General features: G+C 40.5%; 23 protein-coding genes and 1 pseudogene. 12 read left to right on the top strand and 12 right to left on the bottom strand.

Annotated features, from left to right (window positions below):
* Positions 1-69: 69 nt before the first annotated feature.
* Complete coding sequence (locus CDC33_RS23990; RefSeq protein ID WP_109011047.1) at positions 70-747, bottom strand: biliverdin-producing heme oxygenase; 678 nt, start codon at positions 745-747, stop codon at positions 70-72.
* Positions 748-1,168: 421 nt separating this feature from the next.
* Here CDC33_RS23990 and acsF point away from each other — a divergent pair, with 421 nt between their 5' ends.
* Positions 1,169-2,245: a magnesium-protoporphyrin IX monomethyl ester (oxidative) cyclase gene (gene acsF / locus CDC33_RS23985; protein WP_109011046.1), complete on the top strand. Its 1,077-nt coding sequence runs from the start codon at positions 1,169-1,171 to the stop codon at positions 2,243-2,245.
* A gap of 379 nt (positions 2,246-2,624) precedes the next feature.
* Here the strand turns inward: acsF and CDC33_RS23980 are convergent, their stop codons facing one another.
* The 4 genes and pseudogenes from CDC33_RS23980 to CDC33_RS41990 form a co-directional block, all read right to left on the bottom strand.
* Complete coding sequence (locus CDC33_RS23980) at positions 2,625-3,590, bottom strand: MvdD family ATP-grasp ribosomal peptide maturase (protein WP_109011045.1); 966 nt, start codon at positions 3,588-3,590, stop codon at positions 2,625-2,627.
* Between the two features lie 77 nt (positions 3,591-3,667).
* Complete coding sequence (locus tag CDC33_RS23975) at positions 3,668-4,672, bottom strand: MvdC family ATP-grasp ribosomal peptide maturase (RefSeq protein ID WP_109011044.1); 1,005 nt, start codon at positions 4,670-4,672, stop codon at positions 3,668-3,670.
* Positions 4,673-4,841: 169 nt separating this feature from the next.
* Positions 4,842-5,150 (bottom strand): microviridin/marinostatin family tricyclic proteinase inhibitor, encoded by a 309-nt coding sequence (locus CDC33_RS23970; RefSeq protein WP_109011043.1) that lies wholly within the window; start codon positions 5,148-5,150, stop codon positions 4,842-4,844.
* 151 nt (positions 5,151-5,301) lie between these two features.
* A pseudogene (locus tag CDC33_RS41990) lies at positions 5,302-5,388 on the bottom strand (transposase); the annotation flags it as partial.
* 520 nt (positions 5,389-5,908) lie between these two features.
* Between CDC33_RS41990 and CDC33_RS23965 the strand changes: the two are divergent.
* The 4 genes from CDC33_RS23965 (at position 5,909) to CDC33_RS23950 (ending at position 10,746) form a co-directional block, all read left to right on the top strand.
* A complete protein-coding gene (locus tag CDC33_RS23965; protein WP_109011042.1) occupies positions 5,909-8,170 on the top strand; it encodes a DUF1796 family putative cysteine peptidase in 2,262 nt (753 codons plus the stop codon).
* A gap of 266 nt (positions 8,171-8,436) precedes the next feature.
* A complete protein-coding gene (locus tag CDC33_RS23960; protein ID WP_109011041.1) occupies positions 8,437-9,240 on the top strand; it encodes a TIGR04255 family protein in 804 nt (267 codons plus the stop codon).
* Entirely contained in the window at positions 9,237-9,917 is a 681-nt protein-coding gene (locus CDC33_RS23955; RefSeq protein WP_109011040.1) for a transcriptional regulator, read from the top strand. The genes CDC33_RS23960 and CDC33_RS23955 overlap by 4 nt, the downstream gene beginning before the upstream one ends.
* On the top strand, positions 9,826-10,746 hold the full coding sequence (locus CDC33_RS23950; protein ID WP_244919334.1) for a hypothetical protein: 921 nt from the start codon (positions 9,826-9,828) through the stop codon (positions 10,744-10,746). Before CDC33_RS23955 ends, CDC33_RS23950 begins: the two co-directional genes overlap by 92 nt.
* Before the next feature lie 23 nt (positions 10,747-10,769).
* On the opposite strand, the gene CDC33_RS23945 is transcribed toward CDC33_RS23950, so the two are convergent.
* The 3 genes from CDC33_RS23945 to CDC33_RS23935 form a co-directional block, all read right to left on the bottom strand.
* Positions 10,770-12,269: an acyl-CoA synthetase gene (locus tag CDC33_RS23945; RefSeq protein WP_109011038.1), complete on the bottom strand. Its 1,500-nt coding sequence runs from the start codon at positions 12,267-12,269 to the stop codon at positions 10,770-10,772.
* 109 nt (positions 12,270-12,378) lie between these two features.
* Positions 12,379-13,359: a magnesium transporter CorA family protein gene (locus CDC33_RS23940; RefSeq protein WP_109011037.1), complete on the bottom strand. Its 981-nt coding sequence runs from the start codon at positions 13,357-13,359 to the stop codon at positions 12,379-12,381.
* A gap of 302 nt (positions 13,360-13,661) precedes the next feature.
* A complete protein-coding gene (locus tag CDC33_RS23935; protein WP_109011036.1) occupies positions 13,662-15,722 on the bottom strand; it encodes a tetratricopeptide repeat protein in 2,061 nt (686 codons plus the stop codon).
* 400 nt (positions 15,723-16,122) lie between these two features.
* Here CDC33_RS23935 and CDC33_RS23930 point away from each other — a divergent pair, with 400 nt between their 5' ends.
* Positions 16,123-16,968: a hypothetical protein gene (locus CDC33_RS23930; RefSeq protein ID WP_244919333.1), complete on the top strand. Its 846-nt coding sequence runs from the start codon at positions 16,123-16,125 to the stop codon at positions 16,966-16,968.
* Between the two features lie 28 nt (positions 16,969-16,996).
* On the opposite strand, the gene CDC33_RS23925 is transcribed toward CDC33_RS23930, so the two are convergent.
* Entirely contained in the window at positions 16,997-18,889 is a 1,893-nt protein-coding gene (locus CDC33_RS23925; protein ID WP_109011035.1) for an aspartate kinase, read from the bottom strand.
* A 286-nt stretch (positions 18,890-19,175) separates the two neighbouring features.
* On the opposite strand from CDC33_RS23925, the gene CDC33_RS23920 reads away from it, so the two are divergent.
* The 5 genes from CDC33_RS23920 (at position 19,176) to CDC33_RS23900 (ending at position 22,405) form a co-directional block, all read left to right on the top strand.
* Positions 19,176-19,649 carry an OmpP1/FadL family transporter gene (locus CDC33_RS23920; protein WP_109011034.1) on the top strand — a complete coding sequence of 158 codons (474 nt, stop codon included), beginning with the start codon at positions 19,176-19,178 and terminating at the stop codon, positions 19,647-19,649.
* 357 nt (positions 19,650-20,006) lie between these two features.
* Complete coding sequence (locus tag CDC33_RS23915; RefSeq protein ID WP_109011033.1) at positions 20,007-20,489, top strand: tetratricopeptide repeat protein; 483 nt, start codon at positions 20,007-20,009, stop codon at positions 20,487-20,489.
* Positions 20,490-20,510: 21 nt separating this feature from the next.
* Complete coding sequence (locus CDC33_RS23910) at positions 20,511-21,005, top strand: ABC transporter substrate-binding protein (protein ID WP_109011032.1); 495 nt, start codon at positions 20,511-20,513, stop codon at positions 21,003-21,005.
* 51 nt (positions 21,006-21,056) lie between these two features.
* Complete coding sequence (locus CDC33_RS23905) at positions 21,057-21,515, top strand: ABC transporter ATP-binding protein (protein WP_244919332.1); 459 nt, start codon at positions 21,057-21,059, stop codon at positions 21,513-21,515.
* Between the two features lie 14 nt (positions 21,516-21,529).
* The gene (locus CDC33_RS23900) at positions 21,530-22,405 is read left to right on the top strand and encodes an ABC transporter permease (RefSeq protein WP_109011031.1); all 876 of its coding nucleotides are present in this window, start codon (positions 21,530-21,532) and stop codon (positions 22,403-22,405) included.
* Here the strand turns inward: CDC33_RS23900 and CDC33_RS37925 are convergent.
* On the bottom strand, positions 22,345-22,542 hold the full coding sequence (locus CDC33_RS37925; RefSeq protein WP_146195856.1) for a hypothetical protein: 198 nt from the start codon (positions 22,540-22,542) through the stop codon (positions 22,345-22,347). The genes CDC33_RS23900 and CDC33_RS37925 overlap by 61 nt on opposite strands.
* Before the next feature lie 56 nt (positions 22,543-22,598).
* Positions 22,599-23,042 (bottom strand): hypothetical protein, encoded by a 444-nt coding sequence (locus tag CDC33_RS23895; RefSeq protein ID WP_109011030.1) that lies wholly within the window; start codon positions 23,040-23,042, stop codon positions 22,599-22,601.
* A 45-nt stretch (positions 23,043-23,087) separates the two neighbouring features.
* On the opposite strand from CDC33_RS23895, the gene CDC33_RS23890 reads away from it, so the two are divergent.
* Positions 23,088-23,312: a hypothetical protein gene (locus tag CDC33_RS23890; protein ID WP_109009340.1), complete on the top strand. Its 225-nt coding sequence runs from the start codon at positions 23,088-23,090 to the stop codon at positions 23,310-23,312.
* A 53-nt stretch (positions 23,313-23,365) separates the two neighbouring features.
* Here CDC33_RS23890 and CDC33_RS23885 read toward each other — a convergent pair whose 3' ends face one another.
* Positions 23,366-23,743: a hypothetical protein gene (locus CDC33_RS23885; protein ID WP_109011029.1), complete on the bottom strand. Its 378-nt coding sequence runs from the start codon at positions 23,741-23,743 to the stop codon at positions 23,366-23,368.
* Between the last annotated feature and the right edge of the window lies 1 nt (position 23,744).

Here is a 23,744-nt window from a genome sequence, read left to right as displayed (position 1 = left end):
TGAAGGGAGTAGGGAGTTGGGGAGTAGGAGAGGAAGAATGACAAATGACAAATGACTAACGACTAATAACTAATGAGTTAGGCTATTAAACATAACTTGACCGAGTGCTTTAATTAAACTTCCTTCTAACTCTTGAGCCATCTGTAAATTGAACCCAAAGGCATTATTAGCTTCTGCAACAATCCGTTCTGCTGTTATATCATCAACTGGTAATTCATTTAATGCCTGACGATACTTATCTTTAAATGCCTTTTTGTCAGGAATTTGCTCAAAATTGTAAAAGGATGTGCCTTCATAGCCAGAAAGCTTCAGGGTTGACTGAGCAACTTTTTGTAGCATTTGACCCCCAGAAAGATCGCCCATGTAGCGAGTGTAGGCATGACCTAACAATAAGACTGGTTCACTAATAGAAATTTCCCGAATGCGGTCAATGTACTTTTGGGCAGCAGGTGAAGGTGTAACTTGCTCTCTCCAGTTATCCCTATAATAGAACACCATGTCTTTTTCGAGCGAGGATTGGCGATTAAGTTCGGGGAAGTAAACCGCACTAATCATAGGATGCTCTAAATGGCTCTTTAATGCTGCTTCTAGTTCGCTGTAGACGTAATACAAGTTGCTTAAGAACTTGGCGAAGCAGTCTCTATCCACAACTCCTTTCAGAAAACATTTCATAAATCCCACATTTTCTGCTGAGGTGTGGGCTTGTTGAGTTCCAGAGCGCAGTTTGATGGCTAGATTACTACTCATTGTTGCTTCCTTTACGTTCAAGGGCAAGGTTTCTGGACAGTCACCGACTCAGGAGGCCTGCCAGTGCCAGCTAAAAGATTGTTATTCTAGGTTTAGAGAGGATCTGCATCACTCTATCTGGCAAGTATCACTGCCGATGTAGATCCCAACTATTTTTATTTCTCCTAAGATTATTTAACTATTAATTTATATATAACTATAAAGATATTAGTATTTATTTATATTTTTCTGATTTTCACCCTTAGACACATCCTAATTAAGTAGTAACAAAACTGATTGTGCAATAGGCATTTAAACTCTCCTGAAACAACGAGTAATAAGTTTATTTCTCACAATTTACTCTCAATAATTTAACTGATGTCTACAAACAACTATTTATGCTTATATAAATTTTAAAGGATGAAATAATTAAAGGATTCTTATGGTTAAGTCTTTGGAAACTTCCCAACCTGAGTTGCTAAAACCAGGTGTAAAAGCGCCTGTTCAAGAAACATTATTAACACCCAGGTTTTATACCACTGACTTTGAAGCTGCGGCGCAATTGGATATTTCGTCTCAGGAGGCTGAGTTACTGGCAATTGTAGAGGAGTTACGAGCTGACTATAACCGTCATCACTTTGTCCGTGATGAAGAATTTCAGCAGTGTTGGGATCACATTGATGGGGAAACACGCGTCGCTTTTATTGACTTTTTGGAACGTTCCTGTACCTCAGAGTTTTCTGGGTTTCTGCTGTTTAAAGAGTTATCACGCCGTCTGAAAAACCGCAATCCGATTTTGGCGGATGCTTTTAATTTTATGGCGCGGGATGAGGCACGCCATGCGGGATTTTTAAATAAGTCAATGGCAGATTTTAATCTTTCCCTCGACTTAAGTTATTTAACCAAAAATCGCACTTATACCTTCTTTCCGCCAGAGTGGATTATTTACACAGTCTACCTGTCTGAAAAAATTGGCTACTGGCGCTACATCTTGGTGTATCGGCACATGGAGAAACATCCAGAACACCAAATTTATCCACTATTCCGTAAGTTTGAAAGTTGGTGTCAGGATGAAAATCGACATGGAGATTTCTTTAAAGCATTGCTGCGATCGCAGCCTCAATTATGGAACAATTGGAGAGCTAGATTATGGGTACGTTTCTTTTTGCTAAGTGTTTTTGCTACTCACACATTGACAGTATTTGAACGCGCCACGTTTTATCAATCCATTGGGATAGATCCGCGCGAATATAATACCAGAGTCATTCAAGAGACGAATAACACTGCTGCACGGGCATTTCCTCTGATTTTGAATACAAATCATCCAGAGTTTTTCCGGCGGTTGGAAAAGTGTTCTGATCTTAATTTGAAACTAGCAGAGATTAATAACAGCAATCGCTCACCAGTTGTCAAATTCTGCCAAAAATTACCCTTGATAGCTTCCATTATTGGGCATCTATTGCAGACTTACCTAATCAAACCTGTTGATGCTGAATCATTGAGAGGGACAGTTCATTAACTAATAACTGCATACATTAACTGAATCTACAACTCTTCTTTGGGAATCTCTTAACTCGAATTCTATAAGTTATATCTTGCAACTGCCCTCTTTCCCGCCAGAGAATGAATTCTCTGGCTAATAGCGCAAGTCCACTCAAGTGGACTCCAATCCTTATTGAGTCTTCTTTAGAAGATAGCCCCAGAATTCATGATACTGCTGGCGAATTGGTAAAGAGTCTAACCCATCAGCCTCAATCCATCTTAATTTCTTTAATTTCAGTGCGTTTAAACGCACTTTAGCTATTAGCCTGCAATTTATTGCAAGGCGGGAAAGCAACGCAAAACCATTCTCTCTAAATTTTGACTAAATTTTGAGTAGAGATCCTTTCCCCCCTGCCTCAATTCTGTAGAACCTGTGCGATCGCCTCAGAAATCGGTAAGCCAGGACAGCGTTCTAACCAGAAAAACTCGCCAACTGGGTTAACTTCAAGAAACACATGACGACCATCAGGAGTCAAAATAATATCAATAGCTCCGTAGTTCAAACCAAATTCTGCCATAAGTTTGAGCAGTTTCTCTTCAACATCTTCAGGTAGAGTGTATGGTTCCCAAGCGTCGAGTAAGGCAATTCCCTGTTTGCGCCAATCGTAACGCGCTTTATCCAAAGCTTGAGAATCAACCGCCGCCGTCAACACACGTTTGCCTACAATAATTGTCCGCAATTCCAATGCTTTCGGAATTTTTTCTTGAAATGTCATTGGACAAAAACGTAATCCATCGAGGTTATCCAGATCCTTAGATGAAATTGGATTCGTAAACACAACTTTTTCTTGTCCTTGTTCATCGTAAATAGCGAAGGAAGAGAGCATCTTTGTAATCATTCCCTCCTTACACTCTTGGGCAAATTGCTTTACTGCCACTGAATTGTTTGTAGTCAGAGTGCGTGGCGTATCTAGACCGATGTCTCGTGCTATTCGTAATTGCAGTTGCTTATTTTCGGCTCGGCGAATATTTGGCAGAGGGTCGAGATGGAAGCCCTTAATACTGGCAATCATTCCGTCAATGGTGACGCGAGATTCTTTGAGCGAGGCTTGTCTGAGTTGCTTGTCCATCGAGTCGGGAATTCTTGATCCAATTGCAATGCGGCGATACCAAACTGCTGACACTTCATTCAAATCTAATGTCTGGTCTTCAACGCTTAGAGTAACTCGCTCACTTTTGGCATAGTAAACATCTAAGGTGATTTCTGTAGGAAATCGGTCTGTATCAAAACGAAATGCTTTTCCTCCTTGGGCTTCAATTGCCTGAATAACTAGAGGAATACTTTCGTTGTCTTGGCTGTGAGTAATGATTAAAACAGTCACGTTGCTTTGCTCCGAATTAAAAATTAAAAATTAACAAGTTCCTAAATTTATAAAATCTGTCAGTTGGTTGTGAGTTTTTAAGTAAAAGCATTTTGCTTAGGGCTTGTTGAAAGTAGTGCATCTGCGATCGCATCTGCGATCGGATATTCCAAATCTCTCTCCAGCATCCCCCACTCTCCTGTAGGATTAATTTCTAAAAAAACATATTCCCCTGATGGCGTTTTGATGAAGTCAAATGCTCCAAAAATCAGTCCAAACCTTGTCATAAAAGCATCGAGGCAACAGATTAGTTTATCAGGTAATTGATATGGTTGCCAGGTAATAACCTCTTTTGTTCCCCGTCGCCAATCTTGGGTGGATGCTGCATACTCAGACGCATCCAGTGCGCCGACAAAGAGATTACCATTCACATACACTGCGCGTAGTTCTAGCTGTTTGGGGATTTGTTCTTGAAACACAACTGGACAATAGCGCAGTGTTTCAGCATCAAGTAAGTCTTCTTCTTTAACAGCGCTGGTATACATGAAAAAAGAGGAGGCTTGCATTCCATAAGAAAGAGGTCTGAGTAGCTTGGCAACCATTTTTCCTTTAACTTCCTCAAAAAACTCTCGTGTTTGTTGAGGATTGTTGGTGACGATAGTCCGAGGTATGACAAGACCAACTTCCGATGCAATTCTTAGTTGACGTAGCTTGTTTTCAGCTACACTGATCCGTTGTAAATCATCCACCCAGGTAGCTCCCCTTAGACTGTCCCAAAAGCCATCTAAGACTGCCAGTGATTCGCTAGAGCAGGCTGCTTGGAATTGTGGAGCCAATTCTTTACCTAAGTCAGGTTGCCAAATCCGTCGCATCCATACTGCTTGCACTTGCTCGGTGTTCAGGGAGCGAGTGCTATATTCCAGTTTATGATTACTCCCAGAGTTACTGAAATTTGCCTCGATTTGTACTGTCATCGGAAACTTATCAGTATCCAGGCGAAATGGCTGTGCGCCTCGTTTTGATACAGCTTCTGCAACTCTATCTATTGTGAAGTAATCACCACTATGGGTGATTAATAAAACCACATCACGGTCAACGTACATAAAATATTTTCATTAGGTTTTTGTATTGTCGCTACTGTCAACTATAAAAAAATAAACTTTTTTAATGGGAAGCCAACCCCTAAATGGAGTTGGCAAAGCTAACAGTCTTTTTCTTCTCAGAATATTTTTAAAACTGCATCTCTGGTGTACTTAAAAGTATGCAGTTATTTTATTTTTGACTTGCTAATGCCCCTCCATTATCCTCGTTGTCTGAAGGGAACTTCAGAGTAACAAATATCTGTTCATCATCAGAGGGATGCTTTTTTGTTACTCCATCTTCTCCATCAGATGGGTACTTCCGAGTTTGGAAAAGTTCATCTTTCCCCTTCTTGGTTACACCCTTGGTTACACCACAATTTCCGCCGCCAATTCCTTCTGATTCTTGATCAGATAGGTCTTCAAAGCTTTGCCCTTCTAAAAATCTAGCAAAGAAGGGTACTGCTTGTGAATTCAGTTCTTCTGGTTTGTTTTCAGACATAATTTTTCCTACGGTTAAGCAAAGATACATATCTACAATACTACATAGAATTTCATCTATGTAAGCATAAAATTCATTTGTAATTATTTGTAACACTTATGTAAATATAGTGACATTATTGTTCCATTTATGGACAATTAATACCAAAATCCTAAGTCAATAAACTTTGTAATTTAAAATTTTCAAAGTTGTGAAAGCCATAGCCTAATCTTTAAATTAGCTTAAGTTGATTATTAATTTATTCGTAAGCATTCAGGTCATTCATCCCTGCTAGGTTAGTCATTTACTCTACAGGAAATCTATCACTAGCATCCTGAAACCTAAATTTTTATATTTTAATTACAGATCAAACATTCTTACTCTAGTGTGAAAAAGCTAAAAATATTTACTACGTAGGGCTTTGACGGATTATGAGATGATTTTATTCCATAAATTCAAGAATTTTTCTCTTTTTTACATTAAAGGAGCAATAGAAAAGATTTAACTTAATCTTATCCTTATTTTTATTTGTTCTTAGTTGTCTTAATACTTTTAATGCAATATATTTGATTTGATAAGTATTCAATCTTCTATAAAAACCCGATTTAATTTTTGAAAAGCTTTACCACTGGTAGCTTTGAGCGACCTAAATCAGAGCTTCAGTGTACTTAAAAATATTAATACTGGACTCTCAGTAGTTGTGTGTAATATTGTTAAAGCAGGTTTAAGGATTGAGTCTGACCGTTTGGTATTGTACTAACTAAACCAGGATAAACTCTATGTATCGATTCCAGATCAGTGCATACACACAAACGGGTGAATCCATCGGTCTTGTCGGTTCGACTCCAGAGTTGGGAATGTGGGACATCGTAAAATGTGTCCGCCTGCGTACAAGTGGCGATCGCTATCCTTTATGGTGGACAGATGAAATTGACATTCAGCAGCCTTTATCGGGCGATGGACAGATTGAATACAAGTACATACATATTGATGCAAAGGGTAACGCCCAATGGGAAAGTTTACTAGATACAAATCGCTGGATTCCCATTGAGCCTAACGATCATTCCAGCACAATTATTGTAGATGATGGCGCATTCGGTTATGTACAACCTTATCCCTTTGGATACCTTGAGAAGTCGGCTGTCATAATGCCCGTGGAAGAAGGGGCTGAAAGGCTCAAAATTGTAGTAATTGGCAGTTCCGTTGCAGTAGGTCATAAAGCCTGGTTTTTAAAAGGTTGGGTTTGGCTGTTGGCAGAAGCTTTACAGCAAAAATATCGGCATAAACTCGTGAATGTGTCGGAAGTGGGGGCGAATGTCAGCAGAACGATCGCTCGATTTGGCTCAGTTGTCACCCCAGAACAACCAGATATCGTAATCATTGCCTTGTCTCTAGGTAACGAAGGGTTAGCTTCCTGTCCCCCTCACGAACGACGAGCAGTACAGCGACGGTTTGAAAGTGGTTTGCAGCAGCTTGTAAAAATGACGCGCGATATCGGGGCAATTCCAATTCTGGGCGGTGTCTATCCCAATGGCGATTATTCCCAGGAACATTACTGGCTGATCCGAGACACACACAACCGAATGCTAAGTTGGGGCGTACCTGTACTGGATTGGTTGGCAGCTGTGGATGATGGACAAGGACGATGGAAAGCGGGGATATCCTTCGATCCGGCTCACCCGAACACGGTCGGTCATAGCCTCATGTATCAGCAGATCGACCAGCACCTCTTCGATATCGACAAAGACAAATTAGCAAAAGAAAAACAAAGTTTTCAGCAACCAAAGGAATTTCCTATCTACTTTGATAATGCGGGCTTCCATGTCTCTGTCTGTATGGAAGAGAAGCGTTTACGGATTGTTAACCCATCACAATACAGCTACACGATCGCTCCCTATTGGCAGGAACTACAAACCGCACTGCAAAGTAAGGCTGGATTGATACCGGGTATTTACATTGCGAAGGATGTCCAACCAGGAACGCTCCCCTTCTTTGCTGTAGAGGATGGTGCGATGGCTACGCCCGCCGCAGGCATCGCAACTACAATAAACATTCCCCCTGGTGTTGATCTAGAATATAGCGCTGCCTTCAATCTCTTTTCGCCAAACAACGTTTTATTCTATGATGGGCATCTGGGGATTTTGCAAGCAGATGAACGCCACCTCTGGGTAATCAACGAATCAGACAACGAGTACAATATCCAGCCAATGTGGACGGAAGTTTGCAACGCACTTAAAGCTATACCATCGGGTGTCTATGAAGATCCGCTTTATCCCGACGCCCCCTTTCGCACGATGATGATTGGCAAGGATGGGCTAGAAAGCCGGGTGAAAGCACCACCGAAGTCTGCGATGCTTTTCCAATACAAATGCAAATTATCGGATATCAGCCGTGTCGCCATTCTTCCCCTTGGCGATCGCTGTGCCGTCCGTATGATGCTATATAAGATGGAGTACGATGGCCCTGCTTTTCCCTTTGATCTAACGCGCACTACCAATATTGGAGATGTCGCCGATGCGATCGAAAACGGTTTTGATGATATGTGGAACCCTGCTTTTCTGCATTACAGTCCTGATGCAGGCAGAATTTACCACAGTAAGTGGTCAGGTTTATCCTTTGCCCATGAAGTCGAGGAGACAGACGACCCAAGTAGCGATATGTCTCCCGTCCATGAACGGATGCGCGTTCGTTACACGGCACGCTCCCAAAGGTTTTGGTACGCATTGCGGCAATGCGATAAAGTACTTTTTGTTCGCACAGGAATTAGCGATCGCCCTGGTGTGATAGATTTGGTCAACAAGCTACAAAAACAATGCCAGGGAAAGCCATTTCATCTCTTGCTTCTTTCTCCTCAAAGCGATGATGAGTTTTTAGACCTTCCCAATGTGCTGCACTACAATGTCGAGTTTAATCCCGATCGCATGTATGACGACTTGGGGCACTGGATGTATTGCACAGAGATAATGCGAGGTATTTTGGAATCTCTTGGTGTGTCCAGCAAAAACCTCTTTTGGTGTCCGCCTAAAATCCCGAAGGGGTGAGAAATTAGTTAGGGGCAATGCCTGCGGCGGGCTGCACCAAAACTTTTCGACTACTCAAGCCATTCGATATAATGCAGCTTACAAACATAACTACGACTAGAGAAGCAATATAGATATTGGGCTTCCTCTAATTTTTTCCTGCTATGCAACAGCCTACGGTAAAATATTTCTGAAACTTCACACTATACTTCACACTATGGGCTTAAGATAGATGTAAAGAACGATAATGCACAATCTCTCTAGAAGCCTCGCAAAGGATGTAGAAAGTGGTCAATACCAATCCATTCATTGCACAGCCACCCAAGGAAGTACCGTTACAAAACGCGCCACTAATTCGAGTTATCGCGCAAGTACTCTTTCCTTCCATTCTTTCGATGGAAGATAAGGAATTTGTTCGTGTATTCCAAGAAGCGATTAGGGAAAATTACCCTTATCTACAGCCTGAGCAAACTCAGGGCTTCGTTTTTGGCCCTCAAGGTCTTGTACCAACTGTGCCTCAAATAACTTGGCGATTTATGGACAAAACAGAAACTTGGCGAGTCTCATTAGCACCCAATTTTTTGGCACTTGAGACAACTCTTTACTCAAGTCGCAGTGATTTTCTGGAACGTCTAGAAAGCTTACTTATCGCTCTTAAAGAAAGTTTTCATCCTAATATTGACATTATTGAGCGATTCGGTATGCGATACATCGACAGACTTATTGGACAAAATATAGATGATCTATCATCACTGGTAAAACCTGAGATAGCTGGCATTGCAACTGCTGGATTCAGAGAATATATTCATCAAAATATTAATCAATCTTTGTTCATCATCCCCGATGGAGGGGAACAAATCATTGCAAGGTGGGGACTTGTTCCTGCTGATACAACTTTTGATCCTGCGGCGATTGAACCTTTTGCTGAGTCTAGCTGGATATTGGATCTAGATATGTCTCTTTCAAAGAAACGAGATTTCAGTGTTGAAGCTTTGATGAATGAAGCAAAACAATTTTCTGAAAGAATTTATACGTTCTTTCGATGGGCAGTGACTGATGAGTTTTTGCGGCGCTTTGGAGGTGAATTATGAGTAATTTACTAGACAGAACATTTGATCTATTACCTGAAACTTCTGCGCTTGGAGCTATGCAGAAATCTACCCCTAATCGCTTTCCCCCTATAATTTTAATGGCTCCTAATAGCACTGCTAATTCTATAGCAACTAATAGGAATATTTTGGCCCCTTTAGAGATGACAACGAGTGGGCTGGCTCTACCATCAACTAGTTCTCCAGAATCAACACAGAAGGCTCTTAGCGAACTGAGAAGATTGAGTGGATTAACCTGGGATCAACTTGCTAAACTCTTTAATGTCTCACGCAGAAGCCTTCATTTTTGGGCAAGTGGGCAACCATTATCCCGCTTTAATGAGGAGCATCTTCATCGAGTCTTAGGTGCTATCCAATACATTGATCGAGGAAGTGCAAGTCTCAATCGCAGTCTTTTACTGAAACCTGGCAGTAATGGTACACCCCTTTTTGACTTAATGGTTGTAGGTAAATACGAAGAATTCAAGCAGATTATTGGTTCCGGCAATGCACCTCAAAGACCACAGCTAAGTCCTTTGTCTGAAGATGCACGCGCAGCACGTAAGCCACAGAATCCAGCAGAACTGGTTGACGCTCTCCAAGATCCTATCCATCTTGAAGTTAGACAATCCAGACCTGCTAGAGCAGCAAGGAGTCGAAAAAATCGTAGTGGTCAATGAGCGTGATATTTGGATTCAGAAAATAGACACCACTCTTCAGAAGTGGTGTCAGGGTGATTGTGTGCTTGGAGAACACTGGTTTGTCCATCGCTTTAATCCTCAATACCCTTTGACATCCGATTCTAATGATGTTGCAGAATCAGAAACTGACCTTGTGGAATCCGATGTTAAGGGTTTTGTTGTGGTTACACAGACATGCGATATTGTACGCTCTTGCGCTGATCGTCCATTCATAGAGGTGGTACCTCTGGTGGAGGTTAACGAGCAACGTTTGTCTGAAATTCAGCGAAGTAGGCGACCTCAGTTTGCTTATGTTCCAGGAGTTGCAAAATTTAATCTTGTTGCTGACCTTGATCGTGTGATGACATTAGAGAAGGCTGTTATTACAGAATGGGAGCGCGAGCCAGGATGCCGCAATGATCAAGAGATTAGAGCATTTGGGCAAGCATTAACACGAAAACGTGCTCGCTTTGCTTTCCCTGACGACTTCAACGACTTTGCTAAAAAGCTTCAAAACCGTCTGCGAGATAAGCATGATAAATCGAACAGTGAAGGAGAAGCACTTCGCGCCTTACGCGAAATTAGAGTGCGTGCAGAACCTTCATGGAATAGCTCTGAAATTCGACTAATATTTTGGTTTATTCGAGACGAGGAACAGAATCAATTTGAGGGAATAGGATGGGATCAATTTCTCAAACAGTGGTTGAAATTAATCCCTGAATCTGGACGATTCCAAACCGTAGAGGGTTCGATAGTAGCTCTGGAAGATATGACAGCAAAGGAGTATATTGAGAGTGATCTACTTGATTTAGATCACTTGTCATCCTAATGTGCATAATTTTACGATCGCTATCAGCAAAATAATTCAACCACTGTTGGCTTAGTAACTTTCCCCATAGCGTTGCGTGGTAATTCTTCAACTATCAAAATTTGGGTTGGCACTTTATAAACAGCCAATCGTTCTTTTGCCCAACTCCTGAAAGCTTCTAATGTTAAAGGTTGTGACCCTTGCAATACTAACGCCGCACAAACCCGTTCACCCCATTCTAGATCAGCAACCCCAACCACTGCACATTCCTGAATATCTGGATGCGATCCCAATACTTCTTCAATTTCTAGAGCCGAAACTTTATACCCTCCAGTTTTGATAATATCCACACTCATCCGTCCCAGAATTCGGTAGTTGTCATTCTCAATTACGGCGGTGTCTCCGGTACGGAACCAGCCATCTTGAAAAGCTTTGGCGGTTGCTTGGGGGTTTTGCCAATATTCTATAAACACTCCAGGACCTTTAACTTGGATTTCTCCTGGTGTTCCGGCTGGAACTAACTCTCCGTTCTCATCTACTAATCTCACTTCAACTTCAGGTAATGGCTTCCCTACATACCCAGACAAGCGTTCACCGTGTAAAGGGTTCGATAGCGCCATACCAATTTCAGTCATGCCATAGCGCTCAAGCAGAAAATGGCCACTGATGGTCTGCCACTTTTCTAAAACTTGAACTGGTAACGCTGCCGAGCCAGAAACCATCAGGCGCATCTTAGCACAGCCTTCTGACATACTTTTTTGGCGTTCTTTAGAGGCATCCCAAGCAGCAATTAGCTTTACATAAATTGTTGGTACTGCCATAAATAGGGTTAAGTCACCGTCACAAATTCGCCTCCATACGGTTTCGGCATCAAACTTGCTCAACATCTGGCACTCCGCGCCAGCCCATAAAGCACAAGTTAGGACGTTAATAATCCCATGAATATGATGTAATGGCAGTATATGTAAAATGCGATCATCCGATGTCCACTCCCAAGCGGTAGTTAAACTAGTCACTTGCGCTTGAATATTCTGATGGGTTGTAACTACACCTTTGGGTTTACCTGTTGTACCGCTAGTGTAGAGAATTAAGGCGCGTCTAGTGATATCTACCTTTGGGAGCAAAGCAATATCAGATGGGAGCGTTTCTGAGGTGAGGATGAATCTCAAATTGTGTTTTTCGGCAAGCGATGCCTGCGGCGGTAAACTACGCAGTATACTTTCAAAATTAGGATGAGCAACAATAATCGAGGCTCCAGAATTGGTAATTACATACTCCAGTTCTGGCCGCGGGTGGGAAATACACAGAGGTACAGCTATACCACCAGCACGCCAAATTCCCCATTGAGTGGCTACATACTCAAACCCAGGCGGGATGAGAAAGGCAACTCGCTGCTCCTGTAAATCTTCTGAATTATTAAGAAGAAGTGTTGCTATTAGACTAGAAGTGTGCAGCAAATCTCGATAGGTAAATTCTCTATCCGTTGTAGCGATTGCTGTTTTATCGTTGTGTTCTTCAGCACGAATAATCAATGGGATATTCACGTTTATTTACCGATTTAGGGTTGATTCAGTCTACTTACAGAAAGCATATAGTAATGCTAAACGAGATGTAAATTTTACTATTCCACCAATGTCTGTAACCTGAAAGACATTACAACCAACGCTGCTTTTTAGCATAAGCAATACTACCAATTACAATTAATGCCATCACGCAGATTACAGCAGGATAAAACCAAGGTTGTTCTAATTCAGGCATATATTTGAAGTTCATGCCATAGAAACCAGATATAAAAGTAATTGGTAAAAATATGGTTGAGAGGATAGTTAAACGATTAATTCGTTCACCGGTTTTGCTAGCAATATTATCGCGTTGAATTTCCATTAGTTCTGACATCCAGGCTCTCAACGCTTGATATTCTTGCCAAAGTTTATCAACGTGATGAACTAATTCTTGATTGAATAGTTCCTTCACTGGCTGGGTGATCCAATGGAAATCTTCGTAATCCATAATAGCCATGAGTGACTTGATGCTTTGAAAATTACGGCGTCCGGAACGAGTCGATTGCCTCATCGTGGCAATTTTTTGGTATGTTAGTTCATCACCAGAATTATCTAAAACTTCATCTTCTAAATCATCAAGTTTTCTAGAAATATAGTCAAATACAGTATGGTAATTATTCAGAACCTCTTTAAAGATGAGATAAAAAACATAATCGATTCCTAATGTTTCAATATCTTTAGTTCGTTTTTGCAGATTATTAGCTAAAATACTTAAAACTTTTAATTCAGTGATTTCAAAGGTGATAATAAAATTATTACCCAGCACAATATTGCCACGAGCAACCTCAAACTCGTGATTTTTTATTTGAGGAGTTAATATTTCATAGCTATCAAATAAACAATCTTCTACGTTTTCATCAATTCCTACAGGGGAATGGTTGAAAATCATATTAACACGCGATGGATTAAGACCAAAGTGCTTAATAATTTTGGCTGTTCCAGTGCGATCGCGAAAGTGAATACAGCGCAACCAAATATTGCGAGAACTATCAATTTGCTTCAGTACCGTATCGACATGATTGCTGGTAAATAATTCCAGGTTGTCTGGATGAAAAGTAAGAAGAGTTAGCATATAGCCATCCTAATTGAGTCGTGGGAAAACACTATGACTCATGTTGATCGATAATTTATTAGTCTACAAGGACACGTAAAATGTCAAAGCTTACGGTTTATGGCGGTGAATAGACATATTGCAATCCGCTTGTAATGATATTTTACCCCAGAAGATCCCCCCAACCTCTCTTAAAAAGGAGGAAACCGGAATCAAAGTCCCTCTTAAAAAGGGGGATTTAGGGGGATCTAAAACGTTCTGCTACCGACCAAAGGACTTTTAAAATATCCTCTTAAAATGGTATTACTGTATTGAGTCATAGCTCAATTTCTTTCTCTTTTCCCAGATTTAGGGCGGGTAACTTTCACTGATGCTGACTTATTTTGCAGAATTGCAATTTCTCTTTGTGCATCTTGATAACTATCTTTTTCACCTTGCTGCTGGAATAGTTTGGCAGCTTTTTTGAAGTCTGCGATCGCTCCCTGTTTATTTTTCTGCTTAGTGCGAATCACGCCCCGGTTATAATAGGCTAAGGCATTGTTAGGATTAATTGCGATCGCTCTTGAATAATCTTGATTTGCAGCTTTTTTATTTCCCAGTTCGAGATAGGCATTACCACGGTTATTATAAGCTGCTAAATTATTAGAATCTAGTTTCAGCGCTTCAGTGTAATCTTCAATAGCGCCTTTATAATCTCCGAAAGAAAAGCGGTGAATACCTCTGTGGATGTAAGCAGCAGTAAATTTAGGATCAATCTGTAAAATAGCGTTGTAATCTTCAGTAGCTTCTAAGTTATCTCCCAGATCGCTGTAAACATCACCACGATTAAGATAAGCTTCGATGTATTTAGGATTAATGTTAATTGCGTCTGTATAATCTTTCAAAGCTGCATATTTTTGCTTATTAATAGATTGAGTTAAACCCCTTTGATAATAAGCTTTAGCATCGGTAGGATTAATTTTAATTACTGTATCAAAATCTTGGATTGCTTCAAGCCTTTGTCTGAGACGACGGCGAAGAATCCCTCGCTGCAAGTAGGCTTCGGTATACTGAGGCTTGAGAGCGATCGCTTTGTTAAAATCTCCAATTGCCCCTTTATTATCCTTCAGTTGAGTACGGGCCAATCCCCGGCCATAGTAAGCATAAGCATCTTTAGAATTTAACTTAATTGCTTGGGTATAATCTGCGATCGCTTCTTTGTACTTGCCTAATTCAGACAAAGCAAATCCTCGATCAAAATAAGCATTACCATCTTGCGGATTGAGCGAAATAGCTTGGCTAGAATCTGCTTGCGCTTGCTCGTAGTCTCCTAATCGATAATACGCATCGCCTCGCCTATTATAAGCCAGGGCGTTTTTTGGATCTAATTCAATCGCTTGGTTAAAATCTTCAATTGCTCCTTCATAGTTTCCTGCATCATATTTATTGACTCCCTCTTGGTATAATGTCTGTTGAGCGTTTGTTAGAGGTTTTAGCAACTTCAATTGCCACGCTCCAACGCCAAGTGTGATACAGCCAGCTACCCCAGCCATAACTACTAATAATTTTTTCTGATGCTGTTTTTCCCGTTCGTGATCAACATTTGTGATCTTTTTCAGGTCGTCTAAAACTTCAGTTGCATACTGGTAACGTTTCCGATAGTTAAAACGCACCATTTTATTAATAATTTTGGCTAATTTTCTGTTAACTTTTAAATTTTTGTTCTGCCAAACTATTTCACCTGTCAGCCGATTTTTCTGAGTTCGCAAATTAGATATTTCGTTTCCAGATAAACCTAGAAGTGCTGCGATCGCAACCATACCCAAAGCATATATATCGCTATTGTATTTGAGATTGCCGTTAACTTGTTCTATCGGCATATATTCGAGATTGTCAACGGTGTTAGTGATGGTTTCATTAACAGTACTAAAATTAACCAAAACTAACTTTTTGTCTGATTCACGGCGAATAATATTAGCTGGGTTAATATCTTGATGAATCACGCCATAGCTATGTACAATCACCAAAATCTCTAATATATCTGATAAAAGACTAATTACTTGGTCTTCACTCAAAGGTTGCCCCTGGATAATTTTGTCGGTTAAAGGATTACCAACTATAAATTCTTGGACTACATAAAATTCTTCCTTTTCTTCAAAAGAAGTAATGAGCTTTTGAATTTTATCGTGTTCTTGTCCTAATTTTTCTAAAGTTGCTGCTTTGCTGTCAAACAAGCGCCGTAAGCTTGTTAAAGCTTGAGGACTGTTACCAGGAGAACGTAACTGCTTTACTATAAATTGGCTATTAGCAAGATTAATATCTTCAACTAAATAGGTTTTTCCCTTTTCACCATCATTGATAATTTTTAGTATTCGATAATGTCCATTTAATAAATGATTATTCATCAATATAAATATAATCTGATAAATTATTTGATTATAACTTAGGTGTTTTGCTAGTAATTTTAGTAAAATATATTCTTTAAAAAAAGATTAATGCCATTCTGGCAGGTAAAAGTATTAATTATTAGCTAATATTACATATTCGTACAAATATTGTTCTGTTTTCGATCAAAAAAATGTTATAGACTGAATACGGTTACATATTACCAGACTTGAGTAAAGTTTGTAAATTAAACCAGATGTAGGGAAGGAGATGAGTAGGTAGTGGAGATATTTTGATCTTGATTCTTCAGCAATCCCACTCATGACATTTAATTTTCTGATGAGATAAAAATAGAAATTTGAATTATCCATGACCCCATATAGAAGATTGAAAATCAACATATTTGGGCGGAAAAAAGACGTGGGAGCTACTGCGAAGCGTCAATTGCTTAAGGCGCTCAATTGCCGCGATCTAGCTGCCCTTAAGAGCTTGATTATAGAATGGCAAAGCATTCTGGGATCGGAAAAGTTAACTGATTTGATTGTTAACGAGGTAATGCTCGAATGTGATTCTGACAGCCACAGTTGGTTTTGTCAAATTTTCCTTGGACAAGCCGAATATAAACAGATGGAGGAAAAAGCTCAAAGTAACGTCTTTAAAACTTTAGTGAGCAAAGGTTTGAAACCGGGCAAAGACTTTAGCTTTGGAATTGATGGTACGATGATTGTAAGCGATCGCGCCAAGCAAATCTTACTTACCCAAGTACCACAGAAGCATCAAGCATCATTTGAGGCACAGTTAGAAACCTCGTTAGGCTCAGATCCAGTTACCACCATCGAACAGCAGTTAGGGTGTGCATTTTTTAGCAATTTGACTGAGATTGCTATCCAACAGATGCAAGTACTGAGTAATTCCCAAGCTGCGGCTTATTTAGGAGTGCTATTGGCTGGATTAGTATCGCGTCATCCTGAACTTAAGGATGCTGACTTTCCTACACGATTTATTGCTAATACTCTCCAAGGACTGTCCCAAGAACGAGCAATGCTAATCTTGAACGATCCAGAGACAAATCCTCAGTTCGATGAAATTATTATCTTTGGGCATTTATTAGCAGCAATGGGAGATAAAGAATATCACTGCATTGCTGAGGAAGAGGGTGGTATCAGCCTTGATCAACTCAAAAAACTTGATTTAGTTTGGTGTGGTGAACGTCGGCTTTCAGAAATGGTAGCCATGATGGAAAAATGGGATTTCAGAAATAGATAATCAGCAATTAAAAATTAAAAATTTAATTCTACGCTGGTACGACAAATTTCTCACTACCAGCTAGTCCAAAAGCAGCATGAATGACTTGCAAAGCTTTAACACCTTGCTCTTGGGCCACGACACAGCTAATTTTTATTTCTGAGGTGGCAATCATTTGAATATTAATTTGGTGTTCGGCTAGAGCTTCAAACATTTTAGCGGCTACACCTGGTTGTCCCACCATACCTGCACCTACAATACTCACTTTAGCGATCGCACTATCTAAAACAACTTCACCCCATCCTAATTCTGCTGCTACTTGGGTAAGCATTTTTTTTGCACTTTCCCCATCTATCCGCGAGACTGTAAAAGCAATATCTCTTCTGGGAACACCATCAATCACCCGACAACGTTGAGATTGGATAATCATATCAACGCTGATATTATGCTGCGCTAATAATCCAAACAACTTCGCCGCCATCCCCGGCCGATCTGGTAATTGCCGAATAGCAAGACGCGCTTGGTTCAAATCGAGAGCGACACCACGAACGGGAGAAGTGGGGAGTGGGGAATGGGGAGTGGGGAGTGAGGGGGATAAAAGAATTAATTTATCTTCCCCTGCTTCCCCTGCTCCCCCTGCCCCCCCTGCTTCCCCTGCTCCCCCTGCCCCCTGCCCCCCTGCCTCTATCTCAAAGGCGCTACGGAGTGCGTTGACGGCGCGATCGCATTCGGTGGCATTGACTACGCAGCTTACTTTCACTTCGCTGGTGGAAATCATCTGGATGTTCACGCCTGCTTCTGCCAAAGTGGCGAACATCTTTGCAGCTACACCGGGACGTCCAATCATTCCCGCACCTGCGATACTGACTTTGGCAATATTCTGTTCTACCATTACCTCGGCTTCGTCAGATTTAGGGTTAGATGGACTCCTTAGTGCTGGGGCGATCGCTGCTGCTACTGCTTCTGCCCGTTTTAATATTGGTGTGGTGACAGTAAAGGCAATGTCATTACTGTTACCTTCATGAACTGACTGAATAATTAAATCTACGTCTACTTTTTGCCGAGAAATTTCGCCAAATAACCTTGCTGCTACACCTGGTTTATCGGGTACGCGCAACAAAGCCACCTTTGCTTGGTTAGTGTCAAATTCTACAGCATCCACCGGAAGGGCAATTTCTAGATTGATTAGCGATCGCCCTTGGGGTTTGGCTGATGTTACCCAAGTACCGGGAGCATCCGTCCAGCTAGACCTAACTACTAAGGGAACACCATAGTTACGAGCAATTTCCACTGCGCGGGGATGCAGCACTTTTGCTCCTAAGCTAGCTAGTTCCAACATTTCATCGCAGGTGATGTCATCCATCAACTGGGCTTCGGCAACTAAGCGGGGGTCTGTAGTTAAAATCCCTGGTACGTCTGTATAAATTTCACAAAAATTTGCTTGTAATGCGGCTGCGATCGCCACCGCCGATGTGTCAGAACCACCACGCCCCAAAGTTGTAATTTCCATTTCTCCGGCGTTGGATGTGCCTTGAAAGCCTGCTACTACAACTACTTTACCTGCATTTATGTGACGAGTTAGGCGAGTAGTTTCAATATGTAAAATCCGAGCGCGGCTGTGTTCGGCTTCGGTAACAATTCCTACCTGAGCGCCAGTCATAGAAATTGCTGGTTGTCCTAGTTCCTGCAAAGCCATACTAAGTAAGGCGATGGTGACTTGTTCCCCAGTGGAAAGCAACATATCCATTTCCCGGCGGTTAGGATTTGAAGAAATTTCATTAGCCAGTTTGACGAGTCCATCGGTGGTTTTGCCCATTGCCGAAACCACTACGACAAGCGAATTTCCAGCTTTAACAGTTTTGTAAACGCGTTGTGCAACAGCTTGAATCCGTTCGACTGAACCGACAGATGTACCACCGTATTTCTGAACTATGAGCGCCATAACTTTTATACAATCAATTGTGTCTACTTTGCTTAATGCCCCCGCCGGGTTAGGAAGCCTTGAAGATATTAATAGATATTTAGTTTACTAAAGATTGTGTAGCATACCCTCATGTTTGACAGGGTTTTGTTCCTCTATTTGGAGGTACTCTTCAGGGGTAAGGTAGTTTTGTTTGGGCGAGGCTATCATATTTGAAACTTTAAGGTTTAAGCCATACTGATTTCTAGGGTAGCGTTTGCTGTTGATTAGAAGGTCAAAAAAAGTTTATTCTATCTAGTGAAAAAAATTGCCTGATACCTTATCGCTTGCTGTATATCAAGAACTTAACCCTCGTTTGGCAATTGTCGGTGATGTAACTTGGACAAACTGGAGCCGTTTTAAAGAACTGCGAGTTCAATTTGACAATCCAGTTCAAGCAGATACCGTACAGCCGGAGAATTGGAATGATAGTTACCGTTTTGGAGTTGGGGCCAACTATGCTGTGAGCGATCGCTTAACACTGCGAACGGGTATCACTTACGATCCTAGCCCTGTTAGTGAAGAATTTAATACGCCCCGATTACCCGGTGGCGATCGCACTTTGCTTGGGTTCGGCGCTAGCTATCGTCCTTCCAAGTCATTCAATTTCGACATTGGTTATACCCACGTATTTGTAAACGATAGCTACATTAACCAGTCAAGTACTACAGCAGGTACGCTCAAAGGTACTTTTGAAGGTGGCGTGGATATAGTTGGGTTACAAGTAAGCTGGCAATTTTAACTAAAATCAACTTTTTATACACTGTCACGCCCCCAATTGGCAGCAAAAAACCTCCAAATCAGATCGCGTCACCAATTTTGGAAACATCGTTTTGCTTTGGCATAGTCATTACTTTTTTGGGGATATTTTCTCAGTTATTAGTCACTAAGTATTTGTCAACTACCTATAGTCAATTTTTATTTTTATAACTCTAAATATCGAGTGTGGTATTAGTCGTATGCTGGATATAATAAATAACACAGAAAATTCATAATTAACAATAAAATACCGCAAATTTAAAGATGGCTTTAAAAATCATTTAATAGATATATTTTGTGAGAAAGTTAATACAAACGTATATTCACTGATTTTAAATTCATGGATTCTTTACCTATCAATTCCTTACTTGAAGAGTTGAAAAACCCAGATGCCACAGTCCGCGAAAAAGCAACCAGAAAAATCTGGCGGATTTGGTTTCAGCAAAAGGGAATTTATGGGCTGGAAATAATTGATCGCAGTCAAAAGTTACTTGATGCAGGTGAAATTACTGAAGCCGAAACAGCGCTGACAGCACTAATAAAAGACCAGCCAGATTTTGCCGAAGCTTGGAATCGTCGAGCTTTTCTGTATTACAGTATTGGAGATTATCAAAAATCTTTGGCAGATTGTCAGATAGTCGTGCAGATAAATCCAATACATTTTGGGGCACTTCACGGTATGGGTTTGTGTTATGCAGCACTAGGAGAGTATGGTGAAGCCATTAAAGCTTTTAAAGCTGCTTTAGAAATTCAGCCTTATTCGCTAGTGAATCAAAAGTTGATTCTAGAATGTACATTTAGATTCAGTTACAACGGCAAATAGAAGAGAATACCATCCTGTTTTATGAATCCGTCATCACCCTTATCAACAGCAGTTAATCGCCTTAGTCGCCGCAATTTTACTCAATACAGTTCTATCTGGATTTGTAGTACCTTCATTGCTGGTTGTAGTAACAGCAACCAACCATCAACTAGTAATTCTCAGTTGAATAAAGTTACATTTGGCACAAACTGGATAGCACAAGCAGAACACGGCGGATTTTACCAGGCGATCGCCACTGGTATTTACAAAGACTATGGTTTAGATGTTACCATCAAAATGGGTGGCCCCCAGGTTCCCAGTGGTACTCAATTGTTGATGGGGGGTGCGGTAGATTTCTTCATGGGTTATGGCATAGATGCCGTGAATGCTATAGCACAAGGTATTCCCAAAATCACAGTCGCAGCAATTTTTCAGAAAGACCCCTGGTGTCTTATTGCACATCCCAACCCAGCAATTAAAACCCTTGCAGACCTCAAAGGCAAACCATTTGAATTCGTTGCTCTTTCTCTTTTTTGATAATCAAAAGCCATTTTATAGTTTCTACAAGAAGGTCTAAAGTTGGCGAGAATGTCTAAAAAAGATAGCCAAAAATTGGTGCAGCAGACATTAGAACTGGTAGGATTAAAAGGTTTTGAAGAAAACTATCCCCGCCAGTTATCAGGTGGGATGAAAATGCGGGTATCAATTGCTAGGGCATTAGTTACTCAACCAAATATTTTGTTGATGGATGAACCATTTGGGGCACTAGATGAAATTACTCGTAGCAAACTCAATGGTGATTTACTAGATTTGTGGCTTCAAGAACGCTGGACGGTGGTTTTTGTTACCCACAATATTTACGAAGCAGTATACTTATCAAATCGCGTGCTAGTTATGGGGAAAAGTCCCGGAAGGATTGTAGCTGATGTAGAAATTGATGTTCCTTATCCTCGTAACGATGACTTTCGCACATCATTGCTGTATAACCAATATTGCCGTGAAATTTCTCAGCATCTAGCTAAAGCTATGAGTTTTGCGCCAATTTAAAATTTTTAATTTATATGCTATTCATCCGTCGTACCCAATCACAAAAGACATCGAGCAAGTTTATTTCTGTTGAGGTTTTGGCACCGATGGGAGTTGGTATTATAGGATTATTTTTATGGGATATATTTGTGCGGATAACACATCTGCCTCCTTATATCCTTCCTGGCCCTTTATTAGTATTTAAAACCTTAATTACTGACTGGAACGAGCTTTTCCCATCACTATTAATTACACTGCAAATCACAGTTGTTGCTTTTATTGCTGCGGCTATTTCTGGTTTACTAATAGCGATTTTGTTCGCCCAAAGTAAATGGATTGAACGCAGTTTATTTCCCTATGCAGTCATTTTACAAACAACTCCGATAGTTGCGATCGCACCCTTAATCATTCTCTGGCTAAAAAATAACACTTTTGCCGCCTTAGTCGTTTGTGCCTGGATTGTCGCCTTTTTCCCCATCGTATCCAACACTACACTAGGACTCAACAGCGTTGACCGGAACTTGCTCAACCTATTTCAACTTTACAAAGCTTCTCGCTGGCAAACTCTGCTGTATCTCCGTTTACCCAGCGCTATGCCCTATTTCTTAGGCGGTTTAAAAATTAGCGGTGGTTTAGCATTAATTGGCGCAGTTGTAGCCGAATTTGTCGCTGGTACTGGTGGGACAAAATCTGGCATTGCTTACCGGATTTTAATTTCTAGCTACAACTTACAAATTCCTCGGATGTTTGCAGCATTATTTCTCACAACTGGGTTGGGTGTATTAATTTTTGTCAGCTTGAGCGCTTTATCTGACTTTATATTAAGTAAGTGGCATGAATCCCCAGAGAATCATTTTTGGGGTGAAGGTGCTTGTGGCTGCTCATCGGCTGCCGGTTGTTGTACTAAATAGCCAAGGATAGCGGTAGCAATTCCCCCAATAGTGCCTGCGGTTGCGTGGTTGATAGCGCCAGTACTGCCTAATAAATTAGATCCACCAGCAATTAATCCAAAAATAGTAGCAAGTGTGTTCAAAGTTGATTTAGACATAATTGTAATTTTGAGTGGTTGGTTGATAGTATTCCCAAAAAAATAGAGAAAGATGACTAAACCTTATTAAAAGGATCTTCCTCTTCCATCTTGCGTAAATCCTGAAAATCACGGATTTTAAAATTCCCTTGCGTCTGCAAGAAATTTTCAATGTCTTTCATTGAGGTATAAAGACGATTTGTCCTATGTTCAACCGTTTGCGTGACTTGAGCAATCAGTAAAGTTATCGTATCTTTTCGGTTTATATAGTCCTGAATGTGCAAATCAAGCTTGTGATTTAAATCTCTAATTTTTTCAGCATTATCAGCGTGTTCTTTCAAGTCCTCTTTTATTTGAGCAATTGAGGTTGAAATATTATTTAAATTATTAACAAGCTTTATTGCTAAAGTTCCTAATACGGAAATGCTTACTAAAATCCCAGTAAACACACCAACTGATTCTAGAGTGACAGTGATTACTGGGCTTGATGTAGTAGCTATTGATGGTTGCGTAGTAATCATAAATATTAAAAGAATATAATTTAAGCATCATTTAATTAAAGATTTATGTCGCAACCATTGTTTGTTTTGAAATCGAAAACCAAGTATAGTGAGCAACCAAATCAAATTCGTGTCGAACTAGAACCTATAGAAGATCCAGCTAGTATCAATTTTTGGGCTGATAGTAAAAATCCATCTGGGCGTTGTGAGCTTTATCTTTCGACAGACCAAGATTTTAATTTTCCCGTTGGGGGAAAATTCAGGGTATCATTTATTTTGACCCCAGTTTAAATTTTTAATAAACAATCTATCTTTAATTGCAGTAATTAAAGATAGATTACATCTTAATGGAAAGTAGCTTTTCTAATGCCAGAGATGCGTTCAATCTTGCCTTTATCTACGCCAGCAAGCTTGTAGGTTTTATCCTCCAATTGGTCGGCGGCGTTGTCACCAAAAAGACCTGCAACTTTACCCTTAACTACTAGCAACTTGCCAGACTTCATTTTACCATCAGAATTTTTATATCTAATGCCAATGCGCCAAAGAATGCCAGTACGAAGTAATTCTTTGACTGGAAGAACTTCTTCATTGCCTTTAGGATCAGCAACTTTTTCTAGTCCAGTTTGTGCTTTAATGCCTTCGTAAGCATCACTAGTCAAAATGTAATAAAAATCGCTAGCACCAGCACCAAAAATCGCTTTATGTAAAACAGGGAGTGCCATT

The sequence above is a fragment of the Nostoc commune NIES-4072 genome (genome assembly GCF_003113895.1).
GTDB classification, from domain to species: domain Bacteria; phylum Cyanobacteriota; class Cyanobacteriia; order Cyanobacteriales; family Nostocaceae; genus Nostoc; species Nostoc commune.
Note: the sequence above shows the minus strand (reverse complement) of the source record. Positions and strands in the feature narration are given on the sequence as shown.